21 protein-coding genes and 1 pseudogene are annotated in these 26,598 nt (G+C 55.3%); 6 read left to right on the forward strand and 16 right to left on the reverse strand.

Annotated features, from left to right (window positions below):
• Positions 1–44 precede the first annotated feature (44 nt).
• The gene (gene rlmF / locus ACU6HM_RS06485; RefSeq protein ID WP_009455715.1) at positions 45–1,040 is read left to right on the forward strand and encodes a 23S rRNA (adenine(1618)-N(6))-methyltransferase RlmF; all 996 of its coding nucleotides are present in this window, start codon (positions 45–47) and stop codon (positions 1,038–1,040) included.
• A gap of 118 nt (positions 1,041–1,158) precedes the next feature.
• Here rlmF and ACU6HM_RS06490 read toward each other — a convergent pair whose 3' ends face one another.
• Both ACU6HM_RS06490 and ACU6HM_RS06495 read right to left on the reverse strand, forming a co-directional pair.
• Positions 1,159–1,803 carry a DJ-1/PfpI family protein gene (locus ACU6HM_RS06490; RefSeq protein ID WP_446763534.1) on the reverse strand — a complete coding sequence of 215 codons (645 nt, stop codon included), beginning with the start codon at positions 1,801–1,803 and terminating at the stop codon, positions 1,159–1,161.
• 32 nt (positions 1,804–1,835) lie between these two features.
• Positions 1,836–2,512 (reverse strand): annotated as a pseudogene (locus tag ACU6HM_RS06495) (SDR family oxidoreductase).
• Positions 2,513–3,561: 1,049 nt separating this feature from the next.
• Here ACU6HM_RS06495 and ACU6HM_RS06500 point away from each other — a divergent pair.
• Complete coding sequence (locus ACU6HM_RS06500) at positions 3,562–5,136, forward strand: AAA family ATPase (RefSeq protein WP_446763535.1); 1,575 nt, start codon at positions 3,562–3,564, stop codon at positions 5,134–5,136.
• A complete protein-coding gene (locus ACU6HM_RS06505) occupies positions 5,133–5,990 on the forward strand; it encodes an HNH endonuclease (RefSeq protein ID WP_446763536.1) in 858 nt (285 codons plus the stop codon). The genes ACU6HM_RS06500 and ACU6HM_RS06505 overlap by 4 nt, the downstream gene beginning before the upstream one ends.
• A gap of 575 nt (positions 5,991–6,565) precedes the next feature.
• Here the strand turns inward: ACU6HM_RS06505 and ACU6HM_RS06510 are convergent.
• The 11 genes from ACU6HM_RS06510 to clpS form a co-directional block, all read right to left on the reverse strand.
• Positions 6,566–7,303: an ABC transporter ATP-binding protein gene (locus tag ACU6HM_RS06510; RefSeq protein ID WP_021446747.1), complete on the reverse strand. Its 738-nt coding sequence runs from the start codon at positions 7,301–7,303 to the stop codon at positions 6,566–6,568.
• Positions 7,300–8,136 (reverse strand): ABC transporter ATP-binding protein, encoded by an 837-nt coding sequence (locus ACU6HM_RS06515; RefSeq protein WP_250757042.1) that lies wholly within the window; start codon positions 8,134–8,136, stop codon positions 7,300–7,302. The genes ACU6HM_RS06510 and ACU6HM_RS06515 overlap by 4 nt, the downstream gene beginning before the upstream one ends.
• Positions 8,133–9,239 (reverse strand): ABC transporter permease subunit, encoded by a 1,107-nt coding sequence (locus ACU6HM_RS06520; RefSeq protein ID WP_021446748.1) that lies wholly within the window; start codon positions 9,237–9,239, stop codon positions 8,133–8,135. Before ACU6HM_RS06520 ends, ACU6HM_RS06515 begins: the two co-directional genes overlap by 4 nt.
• Positions 9,236–10,168, reverse strand: a complete 933-nt coding sequence (locus ACU6HM_RS06525) for a branched-chain amino acid ABC transporter permease (protein WP_021446749.1) — start codon at positions 10,166–10,168, stop codon at positions 9,236–9,238. The genes ACU6HM_RS06520 and ACU6HM_RS06525 overlap by 4 nt, the downstream gene beginning before the upstream one ends.
• Positions 10,169–10,296: 128 nt before the next feature.
• Positions 10,297–11,454: a branched-chain amino acid ABC transporter substrate-binding protein gene (locus tag ACU6HM_RS06530; protein ID WP_063693130.1), complete on the reverse strand. Its 1,158-nt coding sequence runs from the start codon at positions 11,452–11,454 to the stop codon at positions 10,297–10,299.
• 129 nt (positions 11,455–11,583) lie between these two features.
• Complete coding sequence (putA, locus tag ACU6HM_RS06535; RefSeq protein WP_446763537.1) at positions 11,584–15,357, reverse strand: trifunctional transcriptional regulator/proline dehydrogenase/L-glutamate gamma-semialdehyde dehydrogenase; 3,774 nt, start codon at positions 15,355–15,357, stop codon at positions 11,584–11,586.
• A 111-nt stretch (positions 15,358–15,468) separates the two neighbouring features.
• The gene (locus ACU6HM_RS06540) at positions 15,469–16,083 is read right to left on the reverse strand and encodes a PqiC family protein (protein ID WP_009455706.1); all 615 of its coding nucleotides are present in this window, start codon (positions 16,081–16,083) and stop codon (positions 15,469–15,471) included.
• Entirely contained in the window at positions 16,080–17,732 is a 1,653-nt protein-coding gene (locus ACU6HM_RS06545; RefSeq protein ID WP_009455704.1) for a PqiB family protein, read from the reverse strand. Before ACU6HM_RS06545 ends, ACU6HM_RS06540 begins: the two co-directional genes overlap by 4 nt.
• A gap of 10 nt (positions 17,733–17,742) precedes the next feature.
• On the reverse strand, positions 17,743–19,032 hold the full coding sequence (locus ACU6HM_RS06550; protein WP_031232230.1) for a paraquat-inducible protein A: 1,290 nt from the start codon (positions 19,030–19,032) through the stop codon (positions 17,743–17,745).
• Between the two features lie 3 nt (positions 19,033–19,035).
• Positions 19,036–21,357: an ATP-dependent Clp protease ATP-binding subunit ClpA gene (gene clpA / locus ACU6HM_RS06555; RefSeq protein WP_035268183.1), complete on the reverse strand. Its 2,322-nt coding sequence runs from the start codon at positions 21,355–21,357 to the stop codon at positions 19,036–19,038.
• Between the two features lie 93 nt (positions 21,358–21,450).
• Positions 21,451–21,774, reverse strand: coding sequence for an ATP-dependent Clp protease adapter ClpS (clpS, locus tag ACU6HM_RS06560; RefSeq protein WP_026482895.1), 324 nt, complete (start codon positions 21,772–21,774; stop codon positions 21,451–21,453).
• Positions 21,775–21,940: 166 nt separating this feature from the next.
• On the opposite strand from clpS, the gene ACU6HM_RS06565 reads away from it, so the two are divergent.
• Together ACU6HM_RS06565 and ACU6HM_RS06570 are read left to right on the forward strand one after the other, a co-directional pair.
• Positions 21,941–22,186 (forward strand): cold-shock protein, encoded by a 246-nt coding sequence (locus tag ACU6HM_RS06565; protein ID WP_003801483.1) that lies wholly within the window; start codon positions 21,941–21,943, stop codon positions 22,184–22,186.
• A gap of 46 nt (positions 22,187–22,232) precedes the next feature.
• A complete protein-coding gene (locus tag ACU6HM_RS06570; RefSeq protein ID WP_446763538.1) occupies positions 22,233–22,703 on the forward strand; it encodes a DUF192 domain-containing protein in 471 nt (156 codons plus the stop codon).
• Here ACU6HM_RS06570 and pcaF read toward each other — a convergent pair whose 3' ends face one another.
• Positions 22,704–23,909: a 3-oxoadipyl-CoA thiolase gene (pcaF, locus tag ACU6HM_RS06575; RefSeq protein WP_042487885.1), complete on the reverse strand. Its 1,206-nt coding sequence runs from the start codon at positions 23,907–23,909 to the stop codon at positions 22,704–22,706. It abuts the gene before it with no gap.
• Between the two features lie 383 nt (positions 23,910–24,292).
• Positions 24,293–25,114, reverse strand: coding sequence for an acid phosphatase (locus ACU6HM_RS06580; protein WP_446763539.1), 822 nt, complete (start codon positions 25,112–25,114; stop codon positions 24,293–24,295).
• A 254-nt stretch (positions 25,115–25,368) separates the two neighbouring features.
• Between ACU6HM_RS06580 and bfr the strand changes: the two genes are divergently transcribed.
• A complete protein-coding gene (bfr, locus tag ACU6HM_RS06585) occupies positions 25,369–25,833 on the forward strand; it encodes a bacterioferritin (RefSeq protein WP_035268187.1) in 465 nt (154 codons plus the stop codon).
• A 138-nt stretch (positions 25,834–25,971) separates the two neighbouring features.
• Here the strand turns inward: bfr and sodB are convergent, their stop codons facing one another.
• On the reverse strand, positions 25,972–26,550 hold the full coding sequence (gene sodB / locus ACU6HM_RS06590; protein ID WP_009455685.1) for a superoxide dismutase [Fe]: 579 nt from the start codon (positions 26,548–26,550) through the stop codon (positions 25,972–25,974).
• Positions 26,551–26,598: the final 48 nt, after the last annotated feature.

Genomic DNA, 26,598 nt, shown 5'->3' on the forward strand with positions numbered 1-26,598 from the left:
GCAGCGCCACGACTCAGACTTACCCCGGCCAATTTCGGATTCCAATGCCATCTCCAAAAAAAGGTAATTCCAACGCCGAATTACCCACTTCAAATAAAACGGCGGCGCAGCTCCACCCACGCAACCGCCATCAGGGGCGTTACGACTTTGATGCCCTCATCAAAGACACGCCCGAGCTGGCTGAATTCGTTTTTGTGAATCCCTACGGTGATCAAAGCATCAACTTCGCCGATCCGAATGCCGTCAAAACCCTGAATCGTGCTCTTCTGAAGAGTTTTTACGGCATAGCGCATTGGGATATTCCTGCCGATTACCTCTGCCCTCCTATACCGGGCCGGGCCGACTACGTGCACTACCTGGCCGATTTGCTGGCCAACAGCAATAAGGGGACCATTCCCCGTGGTGAGGCAGTACGCGTCCTGGATATTGGCGTGGGCGCAAATGCTATCTACCCATTGATTGGTCATACCGAATATGGCTGGCAGTTTCTAGGGTCCGACATAGACGCTGATGCGCTGACTTCTGCACGAAGCATTATTCACGCGAACCCGGGCTTGTCGGCTGCAATCAAGTTACGTCAGCAGAAATCCCCCAGACATATTTTCAAAGGCCTGCTAGGCGCGAATGATTACTTTGACCTGACGCTATGCAACCCGCCCTTCCATTCGTCGCAGGAAGAGGCAGTAAGCGGTAGTCAACGTAAATGGCGTGGTTTGGGTAAGGCCGCGCCCAAGCAGAATGCTCCCGTGCTGAACTTTGGTGGACAGAATACGGAACTCTGGTGCGAAGGCGGCGAGGCGCTTTTCATCCGCCGCATGATCGAAGAAAGCGTGACCGTAGGCGGGCAAGTGCTTTGGTTCAGTACCTTGGTGTCCAAAGCGTCGAATGTACCCGGTGTGTTGAATGCCTTAAAAAAGGCTAAGGCGGTTAAAGTCAAAACCGTAGAAATGACGCAAGGACAAAAGCAAAGCCGCTTCGTCGCCTGGACTTTTCTGGACGCCGCAGCGCAAGAGGCCTGGCGCAAGGAACGCTGGAAGTAGGCACGTATCAAGTCGGGATGCTCGATACGCTGATGGCATTAGCTGCGATCAGCTGCCAACGCCAAGACCCCGACTCCTAAACCTTTCACCGAACAACTACACCCAGCAAACACCAACCCTAGCGCGCAAACGGATCAATCGTCGGATCACTGTTCCAGACATACTCGGTCCAATGCGCGATGCTTTCAGCTTGCTCACGGTTATAAAGCTTCTCGACCAGGGCCAACGCCATATCCGTCCCCGCCGACACGCCCGAGGATGTGACGTACTTGCCATCAAACACCCAGCGAGCCTGCTTTTGCCAAAGCACATCCCCATCCTGAGCCACCGCAAAATCAAACGCCAGCTTGTTGGACGTAGCCCGGCGCTGCTTCAAAATACCCGCCTTGGCCAATAAGGCCGCCCCCGTACACACCGACACCGTCCACTGCGTTGCCTTGTCCTGCTTATGAATGAAGGCCGGCATGGCAGGGTTGTTGATCTCACGACGCGTTCCCATGCCGCCGGGAACCATCAGAATATCGAACTGCGGAGCCGTCTCGAAACTATAGGAAGCCTGGGTTTCTATCCCTTGAAACGAACGCACCAGCCCACCCTGTTGAGACACCATGACCATCTCGTAATCCGGCATCCCGCCCCACATTTCAACCGGCCCGAATACATCGAGAGTTTCAAACTGATCAAACAGCACAATGCCGATCTGTTTTTTTGTTGTACTGCCTGCTGTGCTGTTAGATGTAGCCGATACAGCCTTACCGCTCATGGTGTGCCCCTTCATGGTTGAAACTTAATAACTTAGATCGTAGCTCGTACCAAACCACCATCAATAGACAAATTCTGACCCACGATAAAACCTGCGGCCTCGCTGCACAAGAAGGCGCATGCAGCACCAAACTCAGCAGGCGTTCCAGCTCGCCCTGCTGGTACTGAGGCAATCATTTTCTCTGCTACAGGCCCCAGCTCCAGTAAGCGGTCCGTCATGATGGTGCCGGGCAATAGGTTATTGATCGCCACATTATGCTGTGCTACTCCGCGAGACACACTGGCAACGAAACCAGTCAAAGCCATACGGGCAGCAGTAGATAACTCAAGGTTGGTCACAGGCGAACGAACGGAAACCGAAGTGATATTGACGTTACGGCCAAAGCGACGGCTTGCCAATGAGTGGTATCCAACTGAGCAAAAGGCATAGACGGAGGCCCACCCGCGTTGGTCACCAGAATGTCGATGTCCGAACACGCTGCAGCTACGGCTTGTCTGCCAGCTGCCTGAGAAAGGTCCGCAGCAATCCATTTAGCTGCAACGCCGGTCAATGCCTCAATCCGCTTGGCGGCTTCTTGCTGCTTGTGTTCACTGCGAGATACCAGGGTGACCTGCACGTCTTCAGCGGCGAGGGCCTGAGCACATGCCAGCCCCAAACCACTCGATGCCCCACAGATCACGGCACGTCGTCCGGTAATTCCTAAATCCATTTTTTGTTCTCTTTAGCGGGTCCGTACAAAGGAGTCAGTCGCATAGGAATGCACTCTGAACCCGCTGCTTTTTTGGATGGCACAAGCTACCTTTATCTACATAGCGATCTGTCGGCTACATCCTGGAGTTGCTATGGTAAAGGTTTGCAGCCTCCCAGAGCCCGCTCAAAACTCTTAACTGCTATTCGCACCGCATAAATCCACCAACTAGTAGCTATCTCTACAAAAATAAAACATTATTCATTGCTATCGAAGCATTAAATTGCTCTCTTTAAAGGCTTTTAAAACTTCTCTGCAATTACTGACACTTTAAATAAAAAACTAGCGAACGATCCAGTTTTCTATTTATTCGATGTAGAGACACATTTCTTTTTTTTAGTTATTATTCTGGCTGCTTTCGGCCAATTGCCGCCATTGGACCGAGCCGTGTAGCGGCCACACGGGCGACTGCTCCATGTCGATTTGCGGACATTCGAGACCTGCTTTTTGGAAATGATCGCTACACGACGTATGTCTGGCGGCCGCTCGTCAGTCAAAGCACGGACGCTCCCTGTTGGTTCCCGCATGACGATTACAGCCCTCCGCAAGCGCGATCGACGTGCTCCGCGCATAAAGATTACGCCGGAAGACCTAATCATCCAATCGACATCTTTTCGCGGCTGATTCGCCCTGCGCGACACAGTGGAAAGCAACGTGGCCGACAGTCGACGGTCGGGCAAACCAAGATGCAAGCACGCCCGAAAGCCGTCGTGTGCCCTCTAGTCCGAAGGTCGCCGCACTGACGACAGTGATAGCCGCAAGAGAGACAGGGAACGCTCGAGGTTTGCACCTCTGCAAACAACTTAAGTTTTCTAACGCCCCACCGTAAAAACAGGGAGGAAATCCATGCAAGACGGTGGCTCAATATCCGACGGACCTTGCAAGGTTAGCAATCACGTCCAGCGAGGCGATGCGACGACAAAATTCACCTAAATGCAACGACAATCATCACAGTAGCGGTAGTGGCCCCGCCAAGGTTCATGAGACAACCAAAAGAGCATTTATAGAATATGAAATTCAAAGTCATTTCTCGTTCGTCGTGGTCGGATCAGTCGGATAACGACATCGTATATCTCGAGATAGATAACTGGAACGACTACTCGTTTGTCACGATGTTCCATATGTATTACCGCGACAACACCGGCACAAGAGTCGAACTCGGCGCGGTGAAGATTGGCTTCAAAGGACAAACAACCGAAACATCCACCCACTCGACTTTATCTTCCGAGTTTACCTCCCTCGACGAAAGATACTTTTCGTTGGGTCAAGATGTCGACTTCTATCGCAGGGTGGGGAGTCTTCCCGATAGCTACGGTATCCGGATACTGTCGGCCCTTCGCGACATAGTGCGACATCCCGAAATAATCGACGAGGTTCGAGAAGAAAGCGTATTCAGCATTTCACTTCTGCGCGAAGTCTCCCTCTCCCTTGTTAGGGGTCAATACTTGCGTGTCCTCAATGGAGCTGCAGAACTTACCAATTTTGACTTTCGATTTACTAGACCCGAATCCGAAGACATGGGCAGCATTTCTCTCGAATTCTCGGTAGGGGTCAGCTCGATTCCGAGCACCAATATACACGCCGTTATTGGCCGAAACGGTGTCGGCAAAACGACATTGTTAAATGGAATGATTGACGCGATCACCAAGCGCCCGAATTTATCAAAATTCATCAATCTAAAGTCCGCATCCGATAGCGAAATCGGAGTCGACTATTTTAGCAGTCTCGTATCTGTTTCGTTCAGCGCGTTCGACCCGTTCACCCCTCCTGAGGAACAACCAGATCCATCAAAAGGGACTTGCTACTTTTATATTGGATTGAAGGACCGCACGTATCCAGATCAGCATCGAACCATCTCCGATCTTCGAGCAGACTGCGTAAAATCCCTAGCAGGATGCTTTAGGAACGAAGGAAAGACTAAACGTTGGCTCAAAGCGATCGAAAAACTTGGGTCCGATGAGAACTTTGATGCCATGAAACTGGTGCAACTTCAGTCCGCCTATCTAAGCGTTAGAGAAAGGATAAATAGCGAACAATCCGACTCGGTGATTTTCTTGAAACAATACTCGGAAGAGGTGGACAGATATCTTTCCCGCATGAGTTCAGGGCATGCAATCGTGCTGCTAACGATTACACGTCTTGTTGAAACCGTCCAAGAAAAAACTTTGGTCCTTCTCGACGAACCCGAAAGCCATCTGCATCCCCCGCTACTATCGGCATTTATACGCGCCCTCTCCGATCTGCTTCATGACCAGAACGGTGTCGCGATCATCGCCACCCATTCACCAGTCGTTTTGCAGGAAATCCCGCGTTCGTGCGCCTGGAAAATCTTCAGGGTTCGGAAGGACGTATCAGTGGCTCGACCAAAGATTGAGACCTTCGCAGAAAATGTAGGAATGTTAACGAGTGAAATCTTCAGCCTCGAAGTGGCCAGATCCGGATTCCATGCGATGCTTGAGGCCTCCGTCAGAGGGGGGGCTTCGCACGAAGAGATACTTAAGCAGTATGATAACCAACTCGGCTTAGAAGGCAGAGCAGTCCTCGCAGCTCTCATTGCAGAACGTGATGGAGGACTTACAAAATGATGCGTTTGAATGCGCCGCAGCGCAACTTCGAAGCGACGTTAGACGAATGCATTAAGGGGATCACGGGAAACAACGCATTCAAGCAAAAGATGATCGAAACAAAGCCGGACTTGCTTCAGGCTGGAGATTCCTACATCACGTGCGGTAGCTCGGGAGAACTTTACAAAATTCCTGCAATCCCGTCCCCGGACAAAAATCAGATTGTCGTCGGGACCTTGGTTAAATCTGAACTTGTGAACTTGTACGAGTACTATTTTCGTAATGAAGAAAAGGAATCGAGAACCACATACGACAAGCTACTAAACTCTGCACACGAACAGTGTCCATTTTGCGGAGGAATCGGGACGCCTAGAAATTTGGATCATTTCCTACCGAAGGCACATTTCCCACAATTTTCGACCTTCCCCCAGAATCTGGTTCCGTCATGCCGTGATTGCAATATGGATGGCAAAGCCGAATCTTTCGCTACACGAGCGGAAGACCAATTTTTACAACCCTATGTCGATCATGACCGATTCTTTAAGTCGAAATGGATCTCTGCCAGATGCATTCTTGACCCCTCTAACAGACCGGCGTCAATTCAATATTACGCCGACCCTCCTCAAGAATGGCAAAAGGTTCATAAAGATAGGGTTCAAAAACATTTCAATGATTTTGGGTTAGCAAAGCGCTTCTCCGTCAAAGCCGCACAGTTGTTGAAAACGACATTGGGTCAAATCGATAGCTTGAAGAATTTGAATCTCCCTAACGCAACGATCCGTACGGTATTGCTCGTTCCAGGCATCAACAATGCACCGTTCATCAACCATTGGCAGAGAGGGATGTTCCAAGCACTGTACGACTATCTACCGTAGGACCTCCTCCGCGAAAGATATCGATCTTGGCTTCCCCAGACGCCGAATGTTCATTTCCTCGATTTCGCGGGATTCGGCTTCACGTAGCAAACAGCCTGGCAGGCATAGGACGGACGCTATGCAGCCTCTTGCCAGCCAAGAAAACTCTAGCTGAAGAATATCGCTTCATTAGCCTTCATTGAAGTACTTCTCTCATGCGGCCATCCGGGTCGTCGTATCGTGGGCCTTCGTCCAGTCCAATCCATCAAAATCATCTTCCATGTTCGGTGATCCTTAAATCTCGGTCGAATCAGGCATGATCGTGCCGCGATAATTCTAGCGTCAGTTGCTCAACATTCAACGTTGGCCCCAATCTAACCGCGGCCATGGGCGAGACATTCTGGATGACGTACGTGAGCGAATGACCGTTTGTACTTAAACAGAGACCCTGGAATCATGTCACATAGAACGGCAGAGATGGGTCGAAAGCAGACACCGGTACGTTAATCTCTGCTACTTAATAAGACTCAGCACAAAAAACAAAAAAGCCAATCAACCCAAAGTTGATTGGCTTTTTCTCTAACTCTGAGCCTTACCTACGCCGCAAAATCCTCTTCCCCCAGATACGCCGCCCTCACCTTCGGATCATGCAGCAACTGCGCAGCCGGGCCTTCCAGGATAATCCGCCCTGACTCCATCACATATCCCCGATCTCCCAGCTCTAGCGCCAAGCGCGCATTCTGCTCAATCAGTAAAATCGTCACGCCTTCCTTAGCAATCGTCTGGATCAACTCAAAAATCCGTTCGACCATGATGGGAGCCAAGCCCATTGAAGGCTCATCCAGCAACAGCAATGAAGGCCGGGAAATCATCGCCCGTCCCATTGCCACCATCTGCTGTTCCCCACCAGACAAAGTCCCTGCCGATTGCTTCTTACGCTCAGCCAGACGCGGGAACAGGGTATAGATACGCTCGATATCCTGGCGGACTTCGTGGTGGTCCTTGCGGGTATACGCCCCCATGGCCAGGTTTTCTTCAATCGTCAGTTGCGGAAAAATCCCCCGCCCTTCCGGCACCATGACCACGCCACGTCTCACCAACTGATGCGACGGCAAGCCGACGATGCTTTCGCCTTGATGTTCAATCTGCCCCGCAGCCGCAGGCACCAGTCCTGTAATGGCTCGCAGTGTGGTGCTTTTACCGGCGCCGTTTGCACCGATCAAGCAAACCAATTCACCCTTACCCACCCGCAGGTCCAGGCCACGTACCGCCCGGATGCCGCCATAAGCTACATCCAGACCCCGAATATCCAGCATCAACGGTTCTGTGCTCATGCCTTTTCCTCTTCAACGGTAATGCCCAGCTCTTTGGCTGCACCTGCGCCCAGATAGGCTTCGATCACGCGTGGGTTATGTTGGACTTCGGCGGGTTTGCCTTCGGCCAGGACTTTGCCGTATTCCAGCACCAGAACTCGATCACACAGGCCCATGACCAGCTTCATGTCGTGTTCGATCAGCAGGACAGTAATGCCGTCACCACGGATTTTTTCTATCAGCTGGCGCAGGACTACGGTCTCGGACGGGTTCATGCCGGCAGCGGGTTCGTCCAGTGCCAGCAGCATGGGATCAGTTGCCAGGGCACGGGCGATTTCCAGGCGGCGCTGGTCGCCGTAGGACAATGAGCGCGCAATCTCGTTAGCGTGCTGGGCAATGCCTACGTAATCCAACAGCTCGTAGGCACGGGCCTCGATCTGTTCTTCTTCCTGACGGGTAGCGCGGTTACGCAACACCGCCCCCAACACGCCTGCACGGGTGCGGACGTGACGGCCGATCATGACGTTTTCCAGGGCAGACAGGCTGCCGAACAAGCGGATGTTCTGGAAGGTACGGGCAAAGCCGGATTCAGCGATTTGATGCGGTTTGCAATCAGTCAGGTTGCGGCCTGCAAAGGTGCAGCGGCCCGACTCGGGGATGTACAAGCCTGTCATCACGTTGAACAGCGTGGTTTTACCCGCGCCGTTCGGGCCGATCAGACCGTAGATATCGCCCTTGCGAATGCTGAAGCTGACTTCGGACAAGGCCTGCAAACCGCCGAAGCGTTTGGACAAGCCTTCTGCCTGCAACAGCACCTCGCCGTTTTTTACTTGTTGGTTCATGCTCAGACTCATGCTTGCACCTGCTTCATTTTGCGTTCACGACGGCGCACTGCAGAGGGCCACAGGCCTTCGGGGCGATAGATCATGACCAGTACCAGGGCAAAGCCGAACAACAGCATACGGATGCCATCCGGGTCCAGAATCACGTCACCAAACACGCTTTGCTGCAGAGGTACGACGACGGAGCGCAGCAGTTCGGGGAAGACAGATAGCAGCAAAGCGCCAACGATCACGCCGGGGATATGGCCCATACCACCCAGCACCACCATGCACAGCACGGAAATGGACTCGGTCAGGCTGAAACTCTCCGGGCTAACGAAGCCTTGCATGGAGGCAAACAAGCCACCGGCCACACCACCAAACGTTGCACCCATGGCAAAGGCCAGCAGTTTGACGTTACGGGTATTGATGCCCATGGCCTTGGCGGCGATTTCATCTTCGCGAATGGCTTCCCAGGCGCGGCCAATGCGGGAGTGCTGCAAGCGCACGCAGATGAACACAATCAGCAGCGTGATCAGCAGGAGCAGGTAATAGTATTTTTCTGGCCCGGTTATCCGTATGCCAAAGAGGGTTTCCGCCTTGCCAAAGATGAAGTCGCCAATCTTGAAGGTATCGACCCGGTTGATCCCTTGCGGACCGTTGGTGATGTTGACCGGCGCATCCAGGTTGTTCATGAAGATGCGGATAATTTCACCGAAACCCAGGGTCACAATGGCCAGATAGTCGCCCCGCAAGCGCAGAACTGGAAAGCCCAGCAACACACCGAATACGGCGGCCAAGGCGATACCGGCTGGCAGCACCATCCAGAACGGCAGGTGCAGACCAAAATGCGGCGATGCCAGCATGGCCCAGACGTACGCCCCTACGGCATAGAAAGCGATATAGCCCAAGTCCAGCAGACCGGCAAAACCCACCACGATGTTCAGGCCCAGGGCCAGCATCACGTACAGCAAGGCAAAGTTAAGGGTGCGGATCCAGCTTTGCCCCGCCATGCCCAGCACGAAGGGCAAAATGGCCAGCACTACACCAATCAGCAGCGCACCGACCCAGACTTTGGCGGGCGTTGCGGGGCGCTGTTTGGAGCCAGCGCCACTTAATGTTTGATTCAGACTCATGCGCGATCTCCCACACGTTCACCCAACAGGCCCGAGGGACGGAAAATCAGCACCAAGATCAGCACGATAAAAGAGAACACATCCTGATAGTTACTGCCAAAGACCCCATTGGTCAGGTCGCCGATGTAGCCTGCGCCCAGAGCTTCGATCAAGCCCAGCAGCAAGCCACCCAGCATGGCGCCACCCAAATTACCAATGCCACCCAGAACGGCGGCGGTAAATGCTTTGAGACCCAGCATGAAGCCCATCGTGTATTGAGCGACACCGTAGTAGGTCACGATCATGACGCCTGCGACGGCAGCCAGGGCCGAGCCGATCACAAAGGCAGCGGAGATCACGGTATTAATATTCACCCCCATCAAGCCAGCTACTTCGCGGTTCTGGGCGGTTGCACGCATGGCGGTGCCCAGACGGGTGCGGTGCACCAGTACCATCAGGCCAGACATGATCGCAGCGGCACCACCGATAATCAGAATTTGCAGCAAGCTGATGCGCGCGTCACCCAGCTGGAACACCATGGGTTCAATAATGTGCGGGAAGCTCAGGTAATTGCGCCCCCAGATCATCATGGCCAGGTTCTGCACAATAAAAGACACACCAATAGCGGTGATCAGTGCAGCCAGACGGGGCGCACGACGCAAGGGGCGATACGCATAACGCTCGGCAGTCCAGCCTATGCCCATGCAGACGGGGATAGCGGCCAAGAGGGCCAACCCCACCATCAACCAGGCGGACAGGCCTGCCGGGTCCGCGCCGACCAGCGATAACACCACTGTCGTGGCCAGCATCGCCCCAACCATGACTACATCACCATGCGCAAAATTAATCAGGCCAATAATTCCATACACCATGGTGTAGCCCAGCGCCACCAAGGCGTAGACACTGCCCACGGTCAGGCCATTTATTAGTTGTTGTATCAGGATTTCCATAGATTGGGACTCGTGGTCATTGCTCCCTGCCCCGGCGCACGGCGATAGAACAGGGAGCGTGGGCCTGCCAAACACAGGCCACGGTAAAGATGAGCCCCGAAGGGCTCAAACTGCAGGATCAGAGACGCTTAGTTAGCCTGGCTGACCATGGTTTTCACCATCGTCCACTTGCCATCCTTAACTTCGTAGATGGTGACAGCGATTTCTTTCAGATCGCCGTTCTGGTCGTAGGCAATGTTGCTGCTGGTTGCGCCGTTGCGTTTCAATGCGGCCAGTTTGGGCAGGTAGTCTTCTGCCTTGGAAGAACCGGCTTCCTTCATGGCGGTGATCATGTTCCAGGCGCCGTCATAGGCGTACGGAGCGTAAACACCGGGCTCAGCCTTGAAGCGGGCCTGGTAGTCCTTGGCGAATTTCTCGCCAGCCGCCATGGTGGACAGCGGCACACCAGCCAGGGACGCGTAAGTGCCGTTGGCAGCATTACCGGCCAGACGCAGGAAGGTGTCGCTGCGCGTCATTTCGCCCGAAACCAGCGGGGCCTTGATGTCCAGCGTCTGCATTTGACGCTTCATCGGGCCGGACTGCGCATCCAGACCACCAAAGAAGATGGCATCGGGTGCCTTGGACTTGATATTGGTCAGAATGGAGGTGAAGTCATTGGCTTTGTCCGTGGTGTATTCACGGGCCACGATCTGACCACCGGCTTTTTCTACCGCACGGGCAACCTGGTCAGTCAGACCTTGGCCGTAAGCGGTACGGTCGTCGATCAGGGCTACTTTCTTGGCTGCCAGATCCTTGACGATGAACTGACCCACAGCGGCACCTTGCTGGGTGTCGCTGGTCATCATGCGGAAGGTGTTGTCGTAACCTTGCTGGGTGTACTCAGGCGAGGTTGCCATGGCGATCTGGGGGATGCCCGCGTCGTTGTAGACACGCGAAGCAGGAATCGTGGTGCCCGAGTTGAAGTGGCCCAATACGCCATCCACACCGTCGTCCACAATTTGCTGGGCGACCTGGACCGCTGTACGCGGGTCAGCCTGGTCATCCTTGGCCACCAGTTCAAAACGGGCGGTTGCGCCATCAATTTCAATTTTCTGGGCATTGGCTTCTTCCAGAGCCAGCACCAGGCCATTGCGCATGTCTTCGCCGTAGTGAGCCTGCGGGCCGGTCAAGGGGGCGGAAAAACCCAGCTTGATTACCTTGTCAGCGGCAAAAGCAGGACTCGCTGCCAATGCACCAAAAACCGCGGTCGAAACCAAGGCCAATTTAAAGCTCGTGATGGACTGCATATTGTTCTCCTTCGTTTTTTAATATAGCCGCGCTACATGCCGGCCCGTGCCGTGAGAATGAACGCAGGGCCGCCGCTCCAGGTGAAATGTGCGACCAAACGTGTGCATAGAAATGGGTGCCATCTGACGTCAACCGACCATCATCAAACTGGCATTGCCCCCAGCTGCCGCTGTATTGGTACTGACCGAGACTTCGCGCAACAAACGCTCGACGAGGTAAGTCGCGCCCCCCTCCAATTCCTGCGTCAACAGCCCTTGAACCCCAACAATGGGGCCACGGCGTTCAGCCACTTGTCCCAATACTTGCCGGAGTTCGTCGCTGTCGCCTTCAAATAAAACAGCATCATAATCTGCCTCACCCAAATCGGACATGGCAATTTGCTCAGCAGGCGCGTCCTGCCAGCTACCCAGACCCAAACGGTCCAGCAAGATGGCCTGGTTGCCGCTGCGTGCGCAGGCCTCGCGCTGAGCTTGCCAGCCGTGCACGCTGACAGGCATGCACAGAACGCGACCTCGTGGGTGCAACTGATAAATATTGGACTCGCCCGTCGGACCAGGCAAGACCGCGCCCTGCTCCTGCCAAGCTTGCAAAGGCAGGTTCTGCGGGCAACGGCTAAGCAGTCGGCGCAAGTACAAGGGGCCGCCTGCTTTGGGGCCGGTACCCGACAAGCCTTCACCACCGAAAGGCTGTACACCCACCACCGCACCCACCATATTGCGGTTCACATAGACGTTACCAGCGTGAATGCGCGAAACGACACGCTCCACGGTTTCATCCAGACGGGTGTGAACGCCAAAGGTCAGTCCGTAACCACGTTCGTTGATCTGATTGATCAGGCTGTCCAGCTCGCTACGCTTGAAACGCATCACGTGCAGAACGGGACCGAAAATTTCGCGTTCCAGATCCTTGACCTGCTCGATCTCGATAATGGTCGGCAAGACAAAGGTACCTGTCAGGCTGCGGCTTTGTTCACTTTGCGTGATACGGAAACCAGCCTCGCGCATGGCGCTGATGTGCTCTTCGATACCGGAGCGGGCTTCTTCATCAATCACCGGACCTACATCCGTGCTGAGCAGGTCGGGATTGCCCACGCTCAGCTCCTGCATGGCACCGTTGAGCATGTTCAGCACACGCTCGGCCACATCTTCCTGGATGCACAGCAGCCGCAAGGCGGAACAACGCTGGCCTGCCGAGTCGAAAGCAGAATTCAGCACATCAAACACCACCTGCTCAGGCAAGGCCGAGCTGTCGACCACCATGGCATTCAAGCCACCAGTTTCTGCAATCAGCGGGACGGCCTGACCGTCTGCCGTCAGGCGTTTAGCCAATTGACGATTCAAGCCCATGGCAACGGCGGTCGAGCCGGTAAACATCACAGCATTAACCTTCTCACTGGCCGCCAAAGGCGCGCCCACGGATGGGCCATCACCAGGCAGGAGCTGCAAGGCACCGGGAGCAATCCCTGCCTTGTGCAGCAGCTCGACAGCGGCCGCCGCAATCAGGCAGGTTTGTTCAGCAGGCTTGGCCAGGACGACGTTGCCTGCAGCCAGAGCCGCCGAGACCTGACCCAGGAAAATAGCCAAGGGGAAGTTCCAGGGGCTGATGCACAGCACCACACCGACGGGACGATATTCGTCATTATCAAAGTCGCGCAGAACCTGTCCGGCGTAGTAACGCAGGAAGTCCACGGCTTCACGCACTTCGGCAATCGCATTCGCATAGGACTTGCCAGCTTCACGCACCAGCAGGCCCATCAAGTCCTGCATATTGTCTTCCAGCAGTTGGGCGGCTTGCTGCAAGGCGGCGGCGCGTTCTTCTACCGGCGTGGCCTGCCAGATCGGTGCATAGTGGCTGGCGGCGTCCAAAGCCTGCTCCACATCCTGTGCAGTGGCAAACATGACCTGCCCCACTACGTCCTGATGATTGGCTGGATTACGCACAATCGTTGCCTTGGACTCGTCCCAGACCGGATTGCCCTGCCCCAGGATAGGCTGAGCCTGACGTGGCAAGGCAGCGGTTTGCATCAAGGTAGCGGCCAAAGAACCCAGGCGGTGCTCGTTGCTTAAATCCAGGCCAGCCGAGTTCAAGCGCTGCTCCGCCTCCCAGTACAACTGGCGCGGCAACGGAATCTTGTCATGTGGTCGACCCAAGGGTTGCAGGCTCAGGGCCTGAGCCACGGGGTCGGCAATCAGCTGCTCCATGTTCACATCGGCATCGCCAATCTGATTCACGAAAGAGGTGTTGGCACCGTTTTCCAGGAGACGACGCACCAGATACGCCAGCAAGGTTTCGTGAGAACCAACGGGTGCATAGATACGGCAAGGACGGTTCAGCTTGCCGTCCTTGATCGGGCCGACTACCTCGTCGTACAGGTCCTCGCCCATGCCGTGCAGGCACTGGAACTCATATTGACCGGTGTAGTAGTTCTGACCGGCCATCACATAAATAGCGGCCAGGGTTTGCGCATTGTGTGTCGCAAACTGCGGGTAGACGGCTTCTGGGGCCTGCAAGAGCTTGCGAGCGCAAGCCAGGTAAGACACGTCCGTGTGCACTTTGCGCGTGTAGACGGGATAGTCTTCCAGACCATCAACCTGCGCGCGTTTGATCTCCGAATCCCAGTAGGCGCCTTTCACCAGACGCAACATCAAGCGGTGACCGCTGCGGCGGGCCAGATCAATCAAGTAATCGATGACAAAGGGTGCGCGCTTTTGATAAGCCTGCACCACAAAGCCAATGCCGTTCCAACCTGCCAAAGACGGGTCAAAACACAGCTTGTCCAGCAGATCCAGGGACACTTCCAGGCGGTCCGCTTCTTCGGCGTCAATATTCAAGCCCACATCGTAGTGATGCGCCAATTGTGCCAAGGACAACAAGCGCGGGAACAACTCCCGCATGACGCGATCGCGCTGGGAACGGCTGTAGCGTGGGTGCAGCGCGGACAGCTTGATGGAAATGCCGGGGCCTTCGTAAATCCCGCGACCCTGGCTGGCACGACCGATCGCGTGGATGGCCTGCTCGTAAGCCTGGTAGTAACGTTGCGCGTCTTCCGCTGTCGTCGCGGCCTCACCCAACATGTCGTAGGAATAACGGAAGCCCTGCTCTTCAAACTTGCGGCTATTGGCCAGTGCTGAAGCAATGGTTTGGCCAGTCACAAACTGCTCGCCCATCATGCGCATGGCAACGTCCACGCCTTTGCGGATCAAAGGCTCGCCACCCTTGCCAATCATGCGGGTCAAGGCGGAGGACAAATTCTTTTCACTATTTACACTGACCAGGCGCCCCGTCAGCATCAGGCCCCAGGTGGCGGCATTCACAAACAACGAGGGGGACTCGCCCATGTGTGCACGCCAGTCGCCGTGGCTGATTTTGTCGCGAATCAAGGCATCGCGTGTCGCGCGGTCAGGGATACGCAGCAAGGCCTCTGCCAGACACATCAGGGCAACGCCTTCCTGGCTGGACAAGGAGAATTCCTGGATCAAGCCTTCTACGCCACCGCCACGGCGCTTGGCGCGCAAGGCTTTAACCAGACGAGCGGCCAACTCCTGGGCACGCGCACTTTGAGAAGAACGCGCTGCACTTAACAGCAAGGGCAGACAGTCGGTTTCTGGACGGCGGTAGGCGGCGGTAATGGCAGCGCGCAACACACTTTGCGGTTGCACATCCTGCGCAAAGCCGTAAAACGGGATGGAAGGCATGAGTACACCTTCTTCGGCGGCTTCGGAGTCCCCCCCGCTTAGCAGCGCCAATTCGCTGGGCAGCACACCGCGCTCGATTCCTTCGATATAAGACAGCAAGGCCTGCTTATGCAGCCAATGAGGGGTGCACTGCAACTGATCCGCCGCACGCCGCAGGCGCTCGCGCAGTTCTATATCGACTTTAATCCCTAAGGTTGTGCTCGCCATGCTTCTTATCCCGGTTACGCTTTGTTGACTGCGATAAGCCGAAATAATACTGATGGTTAACCCAAATTCGTATTCAGGTTAACCCGCACATAAAAAAGTTAACCAACAAGGTTAACTAACGCAGAGCATGGCTTTGCTCAGGTTAACCGGGACAGGTTTACCTTGCATTTGTGCGGCCAGTGCATCCGCCCAGCGCTGCTGCAATTGGCGATGCGCCTGCACCAGTTCTGGCACAGAGGACGCAGGCTCGGAGTCCAGCCAGCGGCATTGCTGGACCTTCCCCTCAAAGCCAACTGGCGTCAGTGTCCAGCTCAACTCCAAGGTAGCGCGTTCGCCATAGACAGATTCGAAGCGCTGTACCAGCACATCGATCTGCCACAGCGGTGTTTTCGGAGCAGCGCTGGCCAACTGGGGAACGCCCAGGCGATCCTGCAAACCAGACGCCAAAGCCAGGGACATTTCATCAGGTAAAGGTGAGGCCCACTGGCTATCGTTGAGCAGGTTGACCTGCCCGCCCGCGGTCTGCGTCAGCACAAAGGATCGACGATCCAATTGAGCAGGCACATCCATGCGTCGCAACTGAAAGCCCTTCCACACTTGCGTGGAAGGAGCCGCAGCCGCCGGAGCGGCATTGGACGCTTGCAAGGTGTAGTAAGTAGGCGTGGTCGAAGCGCAAGCCGTCAGCAAACCGGCGAACGCCACGGGAATCAGAAAACGAGACATCATGGCGCAGGCTCCGGCAGCACGTCAGGGGAACGACCTCGCAGGACCGCCGAGGGCTGGCTTTGCAAGGTATCGCTTAAATCACGCAGGGATCGCAAGGAGCGCTTCAGCTCGCTCAAGGTTTGATCCACAGAAGTATTGAAGGAAGAATCCGAATCCAGCATGGCACCCAGTTTCTGAACAGCGGCATCCATGGACTTGAGAGCGCCATTGAGCTGCGGCACCGTCGTCTTGTCCAGTTGCTTGAGCACCTGACCTAGCTCCGTGAGCCCGCTTTGCAGATTCTTGCCGATCTGATCGAACGGGATAGCAGCAATCTTGGTAACGATATCGCTGACCTGCTCCTGCAAACGGTCGAAGTCGCCCGCAATGACGGGCACCACCAATGGCTTGGCGTTTTCATCGAAGTCCGCTTCAGGCGCTTTGTCGAAGAACTCCAGGGCAATGTACTGCTGGCCCGTAATCAGGCTGGCAGGACGCAATTGACCACGCAGACCACGCTCAACCATCGGTTTGAACAAGGCGCTCATTGGATCTTTCTCGTCCGGTCTAGCCTCCACCACCCGCTCGTACAGGCGGCCAAAACGCTGCGGATAGATACGTGCCTTCACCAGGGCAAAGAAGCGCTTACGCTCAAAATCGAACTCCAGATCCACATCGTAGACCTGCCCCAACTCCAGGCCCCGGAACTCCACCTTGGAGCCCGGCACCAGGCCACGCACGGACTGATGGAAATGGAAGCGCAATTCAACCGCGGGACCATCCGGCTCAGCCATCGCGCGCTCTTGTGTGGGGAACAGTTCGTATTGCGAATCAGCCTGAGCAATATCCGTAGGCTCGCCTTCCATCTGATCAAAGGCCAGACCTCCTGCCAAGGCAGAGACCAAAGAATGCGTACGCACATTAAAGCCAGTGGAATCCAGCGACATATTGACGCCGCTGACGTTCCAGAAGCGCGAGCCCTGCGTCACGAATTTGTCGTTAGGAGCATCGACAAACACCTGCACACGCACGCCATTGCCTTCTTCATTCAGCTCATAACTGCTGACTTGCCCAACCTGTATGCCCTTGTAATACAAGGGCGAACCCAGATCCAGCGAGCCCAATTCGGGCGCAGTCAACACGTAACGCTTACCAGCACGGCCACTGGTTACTTCCGGCGGACTTTCCAGGCCCACAAAGTCCAGTTGCTCGCCTTTTTTATTCACTTCAAAAGGCGCGTCCACACCGATATAAACACCCGACAACAAGGTGCCCAGACCGGAGACCCCACTTAAACCCAAACGCGGGCGCACCACCCAGAACCGCGTGTCTTTTTGGGTAATGAACTCGGAGCCATCACGCTCGAGCTGCGCCGTCACCAAAACCCCTTTTCGATCCGGAGACACCTGAATGTCCGAAATCGTACCCACATCCACTTCGCGATAACGTAGCTTGGTTTGATCCACAGCCAAACCCTCGGCTGAATCAAAGCTGATCGTGATACGCGGTCCGGTCAACATCCAGTTTCGCAGCACCAAAGACGCCCCCACCAAGGCGGCAGCTATGGGCAAAATCCAGATCCAGGAGAATCGGGATCGCTTGGCAGGAATCAGTCTAGGCTGTGCGGGCTCGGTCTGACCGTCAGGCTGATTAGTTGTAGGATCGTGCACCTTGTTTCCTTCAGGAAGTCGCCTGTGAGGCAGGCGGAGACGGCGTAGTTTGCGGTTCTATTATTGGTTCTTCGTGGGTATCCTGGTCCCAGCCTTGGCGAGGGTCGTAGCTAAGCGCGGCCAGCATGGTCAAAACCACCACCATGCCAAAGCTCAAGGCCCCCGCCCCAGGAATAATCTGCGACAAGCCGGGGAAGTTGGCCAGTGCTGCCATCAGGACCACCACGAATACGTCCAGCATGGACCATTGCCCAATCAGCTCGACCATGTCGTAAATGCGATTGCGTTGACGCTGTACAGCATTGCCATGCCAACGACGCCCCAACAAAAGAATCATCAAAGCCAGCAGTTTGGTGATGGGGACCACAATACTGGCGATGAACACGATCAATGCCAAGTCCCAGGAGCCCAGTTGCCAGAGTTCAATGACCCCACCCAGAATCGTATGCGCGCTACTGCCTAAAATGCTGCGCAGCTCCATGACAGGCAGGACATTGGCGGGAATATAGAACACGCAGGCCGTCAACACCAGAGCGGCCACCCGTGTGCGGCTATTGGGCTTGCGTTTATGCACAGTTGCACCACAACGGTCACAGTCCGGTTTCTGACTGGACTGCACGAAGCCACAGTGGGTACAGGCACTCCAGGTTGGATGCTCTTTCAAGACCTGCCGGGTCGAAACCGGCACCAGATCACGATCCTCTGCCCAGCGCCACAAGCGCCCCGCCGTAATACGGCTCAAGCCGGTCAGCAGGAAGGTCAGAGCAAAAAAGGCGTACAGACCTGGCGCAATCGTCAAATGCCCGATCCCGGCAAATTTCACCATGGCCACAATCAAGCCCAGGAACAGCACAGCCGTCATGGACCAATGCTCCAGATGGCTCAAGGCCCGCAGCCCAATACCGAAATCGCCCGGCAAGGGCTTTTCCCTGGCAATCAGGCCCAAGGCCCAGAACTGGAAAATCAGTTGAAACAACGGCAGCCAGAATCCCACCAACCCCGCCATGACGGACAAGCCCCAATACCCCTGCTGCCAGATCAGCAACAGGGCTTTGGGAAACGTGGGCGACACTGTTTTACCCGCCATGCTCAGATAGACGACGGGAAACAGATTGGCAATCAGAAAAAGGATAAAAACCGCCAAGACCAGCGCTTGCCATTCACGTGGTGAAAAGCGGCTGTGGCGGTAAAGTTCAGTATCGCAACGCACACAACGAGCGAGCCCCGCTCCTTGAACGGGGACTCGCTCGTGTACGGTGTCACAGTGCGTACAGACGATTAAGGGGCGCGATGCCCTCACGGCTTAGTCGACTAATTCCGGCTCGGGACGCGAAGAGGCCTTGCTACCGGGCTCATCAGGTCCTGAAGAAGGATATTCCAGTACCACCTCGCCGTTCTCGTCCAGATCCACCTCGACCTGGCCACCATCGACCAGACGACCAAACAGCAGCTCGTCGGCCAGGGCACGGCGAATAGTGTCCTGAATAAGCCTGTGCATGGGGCGGGCACCCATGGCTGGGTCGAAGCCCTTGGCAGCCAGATGTTCGCGCAAGGCGTCCGAGAAGGACACTTCGACGCGCTTCTCGTGCAGCTGGTTTTCCAGCTGCATCAGGAACTTGTCCACCACGCGCAGGATAATGTCGCGCGACAAAGGCTTGAAGCCAATGATCGCATCCAGACGGTTACGGAACTCTGGCGAGAAGTGACGCTTGATATCCTGCATTTCATCACCCGAGCGCTGGGGCTGGGTAAAGCCAATGCTGGTCTTGTTCAGCGCTTCGGCTCCGGCGTTGGTAGTCATGATCAGGATGACGTTGCGGAAATCGGCCTTGCGACCGTTGTTATCCGTCAGCGTGCCGTGATCCATCACCTGCAGCAGGATGTTGTAGACGTCCGGGTGCGCTTTCTCGATTTCGTCCAGCAGCAGCACGCAGTGCGGCTGTTTGGTAACGGCTTCGGTCAGCAAACCACCCTGATCGAAACCGACGTAACCAGGAGGAGCACCGATCAGGCGCGACACGGTGTGACGCTCCATGTATTCGGACATGTCAAAGCGCAGCAGCTCTACGCCCAGCACAAAGGCCAACTGACGCGCCACTTCGGTTTTACCCACGCCGGTCGGGCCGGAGAACAGGAAGGAACCAATAGGCTTGTCAGGCAGACCCAGGCCAGAGCGCGCCATCTTGATGGCAGCCGCCAAGGCGTCAATGGCTACATCCTGACCAAACACCACCGATTTCAGATCGCGGGCCAGGGTTGCCAGCTTGTTGCGATCATCACTGGAGACCGTCTGGGGCGGAATGCGTGCAATACGCGAAACCGTTGCCTGGATGTCGGCCTTGCCGATAACCTTTTTCTGCTTGGAACGTGGCAGCAAGCGCTGCGCTGCACCAGCCTCGTCGATCACGTCGATGGCCTTGTCCGGCAAAAAGCGGTCGTTGATATAACGGGCGGACAACTCCGCTGCCGCCGTCAGGGCCGCCGCCGAGTAACGTACACCGTGGTGCTCTTCAAAATTGGACTTCAAACCACGCAGAATCTGGATGGTCTGCTCCACTGTCGGCTCAGCCACATCAATTTTCTGAAAGCGACGCGACAAGGCGTGGTCTTTTTCGAAAATTCCGCGGTATTCCGAGTAGGTGGTCGCACCCAGACACTTGAGCTGACCGGAGGACAGCGCAGGTTTGAGCAGGTTGGACGCATCCAGAGTACCGCCCGAAGCCGAGCCGGCTCCGATCAGTGTGTGGATTTCGTCGATAAACAAAATGGACTGTGCCGTTTCCTTGAGCTGCTTGAGCACCGCCTTCAGACGTTGCTCGAAGTCACCCCGATATTTGGTACCGGCCAGCAAGGCACCCATATCCAGCGCGTAAACACGCGCTTCACTAAGAATATCCGGGACGTCACCACGCTGAATGCGCAGCGCCAAGCCTTCGGCAATCGCGGTTTTACCCACGCCAGCCTCCCCGACCAGCAAGGGGTTGTTCTTGCGGCGGCGGCACAGCACCTGGATGACACGCTCCACTTCCTTTTCACGGCCAATCAAGGGATCAATGCGACCCAGGCTGGCTTCGGTATTCAGGTCTGTAGCGTACAGATCCAATGGGGACTTCTGGGCGTCCGAGCGCGTGTCGGCTTCCGCAGCAGCGGCGGCCTTGGGTGGCTCGGGGGCAGCAGGTTCCGGATTGGCCTTGGTGATACCGTGCGAGAGGAAATTGACAACATCCAGGCGCGAGACACCTTGTTGCTGCAGGTAATACACCGCATGCGAGTCTTTTTCCCCGTACATCGCCACCAGCACATTGGCACCGGAAACGACATTTTTACCGGAGTTGCTGGACGATACGTGCATGATGGCACGCTGTATCACACGCTGAAAGCCCAGCGTGGGTTGGGTATCGACCTCGCCTTCACCAGGGAAAGTGGGCGTATTTTCGTTAATGAATTTACGCAGATTCTGGCGCAGTGCATCAATATCGGCAGCACATGCTTTCAACACTTCCAGCGTGGAGGCGTTATCGAGCAGGGACAACAGCAGATGCTCTACCGTGATGAATTCATGGCGCGCGGCACGAGCCTCGACAAAGGCCATGTGTAGACTGACTTCAAGTTCTTCGGAGATCATGCTTCCTCCTACACGGCAAGAGTAAAACTAGGGGTTAAAGCTATTCTATGACTAATTTGCCTGATCTGAACAATACGGTAAACCATTAAATGGTCAAGCATCAGGCACCGGCTCCATCACACACTGCAAAGGGTGCTGTCGCGACTGCGCCAGTTGTCGCACAATTTCCACCTTGGTGGCGGCAATGTCGCGTGGATACACACCACAGACCGCCCGACCCTCGTAATGTACTTTAAGCATAAGCTGTTCGGCCTGCTCCGGGGTCTTGGCAAATACCCGCTCCAGTATATTCACCACGAACTCCATGGGTGTGTAGTCATCATTGAGCAAGATGACCTGATACATGGGTGGTGGGGCAAGCCGCGCGGATTGGCGCTCTACCGTTGTGGCGCCTTGCTTATCGATCTCAATGGCCATAATACAGAACTAGGTGCTTTCCATAGGTTGACTGGGGGGAACAAAATTCAGCATCATCCGACTGATCGTGTCAACTTCACAATAAAAAAGTGAGGTGCCGCGATCACAGGCCCAGGGAGGGGCCGAAAAAAGTATCAACCATACACTAAGTTGAGAGGCAGCAAGCATGTCGGAAACTACCACCACCGCAGGCACTGGAGACAATCAAAAACTATCCGGGACCGTTAAGTGGTTCAATGATGCCAAAGGCTTTGGGTTTATTACACCCGATAACGGCGGCGAAGATCTCTTCGCTCATTTTTCATCCATTCAGATGAACGGGTTCAAGACTTTGAAAGAAGGCCAGAAAGTTCTGTATGAAGTCGCCCAAGGCCCCAAAGGCAAGCAGGCACTTAATATTACTTCGCCTTAAGATCTCTTGCGCTCTCGATTCTAACAAAAGCAGGTTCGCAACACACATGCAGTATCGCACTACGACTACGGGGCCTGCGCGCCCTGTTTTTTTTGCCTGTCTTCTGGCAGCGCTTTGTATTAGCGCCCCGGTCCAGGCGGATGAGACTCTTCCCACCCTGGCACTATCCCTGGGTTCCAAACAAATCCAGGCGGAAGTGGCCGATCGCGACGAGACTCGTGCACAAGGTTTGATGCATCGAGAAAGCCTGGCCCCCGATCACGGCATGTTATTCGTATTCGAGCAAAGCGGAATGCCTTGCTTCTGGATGAAGAATACGCCTCTGCCGCTGGATATCGCCTTCATTACTGAAGAAGGCACGATCACCAATATCGAGGCCATGCAACCCTTTGATCTTCAATCCCACTGCCCGGTGCGACCTGTGCGCTATGCCTTGGAGATGGAACAAGGCTGGTTCAAGCAAGCAGACAAAAAGGCCGGTGAGAAAATCACCGGCCTGCCTGCCCTGCAACCTTAGTTAGACGCGCTCAAGAATCAAAGCCACGCCCTGGCCGACACCAATACACATGGTGCACAGGGCGTAGCGTCCGCCTGTGCGATGCAATTGGTTGATAGCCGCAATCGCCAGACGCGCACCACTGGCACCCAGAGGGTGACCCAGCGCAATCGCGCCCCCGTTCGGGTTCACGCGAGGATCGTTATCAGCCAGACCCAGCATGCGAGTCACCGCCAGACCTTGAGCGGCAAAGGCCTCGTTCAGCTCGATCACATCCATCTGATCCAGAGTCAGACCCGCCAAAGCCAGCACCTTCTGGCTGGCAGGCGCCGGGCCAATACCCATGATACGTGGCTCCACACCAGCAAACGCCATGGCCACCACACGAGCGCGCGGAGTCAGGCCTTGGGCTTCGACGGTTGCCTTGTTGGCAACCAGCAGCGCGCAAGCACCATCGTTCACACCCGAGGCATTGCCCGCGGTCACGGTGCCATCGGCACGCACGACAGGCTTCAAGCGAGTCAGGGACTCCAGAGTCGTGGCACGTGGGTGCTCGTCCTTATCCACCACAATGGGATCGCCCTTGCGCTGGGGAATGATCACAGGGGTAATTTCTTCAGCCAGAATGCCGGCTTCCTGGGCAGCGGCCGCACGCAGCTGGCTATTCAGGGCAAACACGTCCTGGTCTTCACGGGACACATTGAACTGCTGAGCCACGTTTTCAGCCGTTTCGGGCATGGAATCCACACCGTACTGCTCTTTCATGGCTTTGTTGATGAAGCGCCAGCCAATCGTGGTGTCATAAATACCTGCGCTGCGGGAGAACGCCGTTTCAGCCTTGCCCATGACGAAGGGAGCGCGGCTCATGCTTTCCACACCACCGGCCAGGATGAAGGAGGCATCGCCAGCGCGAATGGCGCGAGCAGCCGAACCAATCGCGTCCAGGCCCGAACCGCACAAACGGTTCAAGGTCACGCCCGGAACATCCACAGGCAAGCCAGCCAGCAGCGCGGACATGCGTGCCACGTTACGGTTGTCTTCACCCGCCTGGTTGGCACAACCGTACATCACGTCGTCCAGCTTGCTCCAGTCGATTTGCGGATTGCGCTTCATCAGCGCTGCGATTGGTACCGCACCCAGGTCATCCGCCCTCACAGCGGACAGCGAACCGCCATAACGTCCGAAAGGCGTACGAATTGCGTCACAAATAAAGGCGTCCTGACTCATGAAATTCACCCTGATATCTTGAATAAAATCACGCGAGAGCACTATGAAGAGCGCTCGAAATCTACTGTTTTGATAGTAGCGCTTGAGTACAGCCGGGTTTTTTCTGGTGATTCAGCATGTCCGCAGTGCGGTCAGTTTAGCGCGTCCAGTCCCGAACGATCCGGCGGTCTATGCGCCAAAGCGCCTGGTACAGTGACAAGCCGAATCCGCAGCAGGAAAAGCTTATTCAATTCTCATACCCGCAACGCCAGGTAATCACGGCATTAAGAAAACAAGGCGCCCTCGCACAGGAAAGCAGACGGAAGCCCTCTTTCCTGCACTCAAACCAATATGAGGACGCTCGTTTTTACAATCGCCAGCCGAACGACCCACTCAAAGCAGCACTAGAACTGTTCGGTGCAATTAAGCGCTTGACCACTTGAAGCAACTTTCGCTTGTGCCAATTCTAGTCGGGCGGCCAGAATGTCAGCCTGGAAGGCCTCCTCACTCTGCACACGAGCCACCGCGGCGGCGCCTATCACACGCCCCGCCTCCACATCACTTTGCCAATGTACATTGCAAATGACACGGCTTTGACCGAAAGACAGGCCACGAGCCAGCAACTCATTACTTCGTTCGGGGCTGATCTGCGCCAACACTAGTGCCCATGCCCAGCCAGCAGCCGCATGCCCCGAGGGATAGGAACCATCATTACGCAAAAACTCCTCATCCGCTGGTGTGCATGTATCTTCATTATGAAGATCGAAAGGACGCACCCGCTGATACTTGTTTTTGGCTCCGTAAGTGGATAGACCCGCATCAGGCAACAAGCGACGCATCATCTGATAAATAACCGGCGTGCTCTCTTGGTCGATTTGAACTCCCAATGCGCACGAATAATTCTGAGCGGGCCGTGGAAATACCAAGTCTGCATCTTGTTTAGCCAGTGCCCAGCGAGCTGACCCTTTTAGCTGCCCGGCAGCCCGACGCGCTTCTTCATCCCGGGCAAAGGCCGCACTATCTGCAGCCGGCGGCGGATCGAGGAGCATCACACTATCCGGCAGTTCAGTTTGGTCCAAGTAACCAGCCACCCGCTTGACGGAAGAGTGACTTTCCTTGACTTCCAAATGTGTAGAAGGCTGAGCGCTCAACTGACCCGCCGACAAAACCAAGACACCGCCCACCAGGCCCAACAAGACAGGACGAACACGCAAAGCAGCAGACATAGCAGACCTCGACTAAAGGAGCAAAAAGCCCCGGTTTCGGAAAACACCAACGGCCGCGTGTGAAGCTCTTGACCCGGCTGAGACCGGTAAACACTGAAGCTGCATCCCGGCACGATTGGACGACAATCCGCGATCTTGCCATTGCAGCCGCCAAACTGAATAGAGCGCTTGCCATTTGGTGCCACAGATCAAGCACCCTCATGGCCTGCTCATGGCATACTTCCCCCGTTGACATCCTCTACAGGCTCATCACCATGCAAGGCAACCCCGAAGTCCTCGACTATCTGAATCAACTGCTGCGCGGCGAACTCGCAGCGCGCGACCAGTACTTTATCCATTCCCGCTTTTACGAGCATCTGGGTTTCACGCAGCTTTACGAGCGCATGAACCACGAAATGGAAGAAGAAACACAGCACGCTGACGCCCTGATACGCCGCATCCTGATGCTCGACGGTATTCCCGACATGCGCCCCAATGCGTTTGAACCCGGCAAGGACGTGGTCGGCATGTTGCGCAAGGATCTGGAACTGGAATATGAAGTTCGCGCGGCTCTGCAAAAAGGCATAGCACTGGCAGAATCCGCCAGCGATTTCGTGACACGCGACATCATTCTGGCCCAGTTGCGCGACACGGAAGAAGACCACACCTACTGGCTGGAGAAGCAATTGGGCCTGATCGAAAAAGTGGGCCTGGAAAACTACCAGCAATCCCAGATGTAAGGTCTTCAAAAACAAGGCACGGCAGCACACGCCCTATGACTTGTTTTCATTGAAGCCAAAAAAAACCGCCAGCATGCGCATGGCGGTTTTTTTATTGCCGGGTAGCCCTCCGATGAGCGCTACCCTCAACCAGGACGATTAACCCAGGTTCTTGGCGGCAAAGTCCCAGTTCACCAGGTTCCAGAAAATTTCCAGGTACTTGGGACGGGCATTGCGGTAGTCGATGTAGTAGGCGTGTTCCCACACATCACAGGTGATCAGGGCGACGTCGTCGGAAGTCAGCGTCGTGCCAGCGTTGCTGGTGTTGACGATGTCCAGGGAACCGTCGGCCTTTTTGACCAACCAGGTCCAGCCCGAACCGAAGTTGCCAACGGCAGACTTGGTGAAGGCTTCTTTGAAGGCGTCAAAGCTGCCCCATTTGGCGTTGATGGCATCAGCCACTTTGCCGGTAGGAGCGCCGCCGCCGTTAGGGGACAGGCTGTTCCAGTAGAAAGTGTGGTTCCAAACCTGAGCAGCGTTGTTGAACACGCCACCGGAGGATTTCTTGACCACATCTTCCAGGGAAGCGTTTTCAAATTCGGTGCCAGCAACCAGATTGTTCAGGTTGGTGACGTAAGCCTGGTGATGCTTACCGTAGTGAAACTCCAAAGTTTCCTTGGAGATATGTGGCTCAAGGGCGTTGAGTTCGTATGGAAGAGCTGGAAGAGTGAATGCCATTTCAATTCCTTCTAAAAAAAAACCGTGTTTGGTATCCAACAAGGACGA

The organism is Alcaligenes sp. RM2 (genome assembly GCF_052931795.1).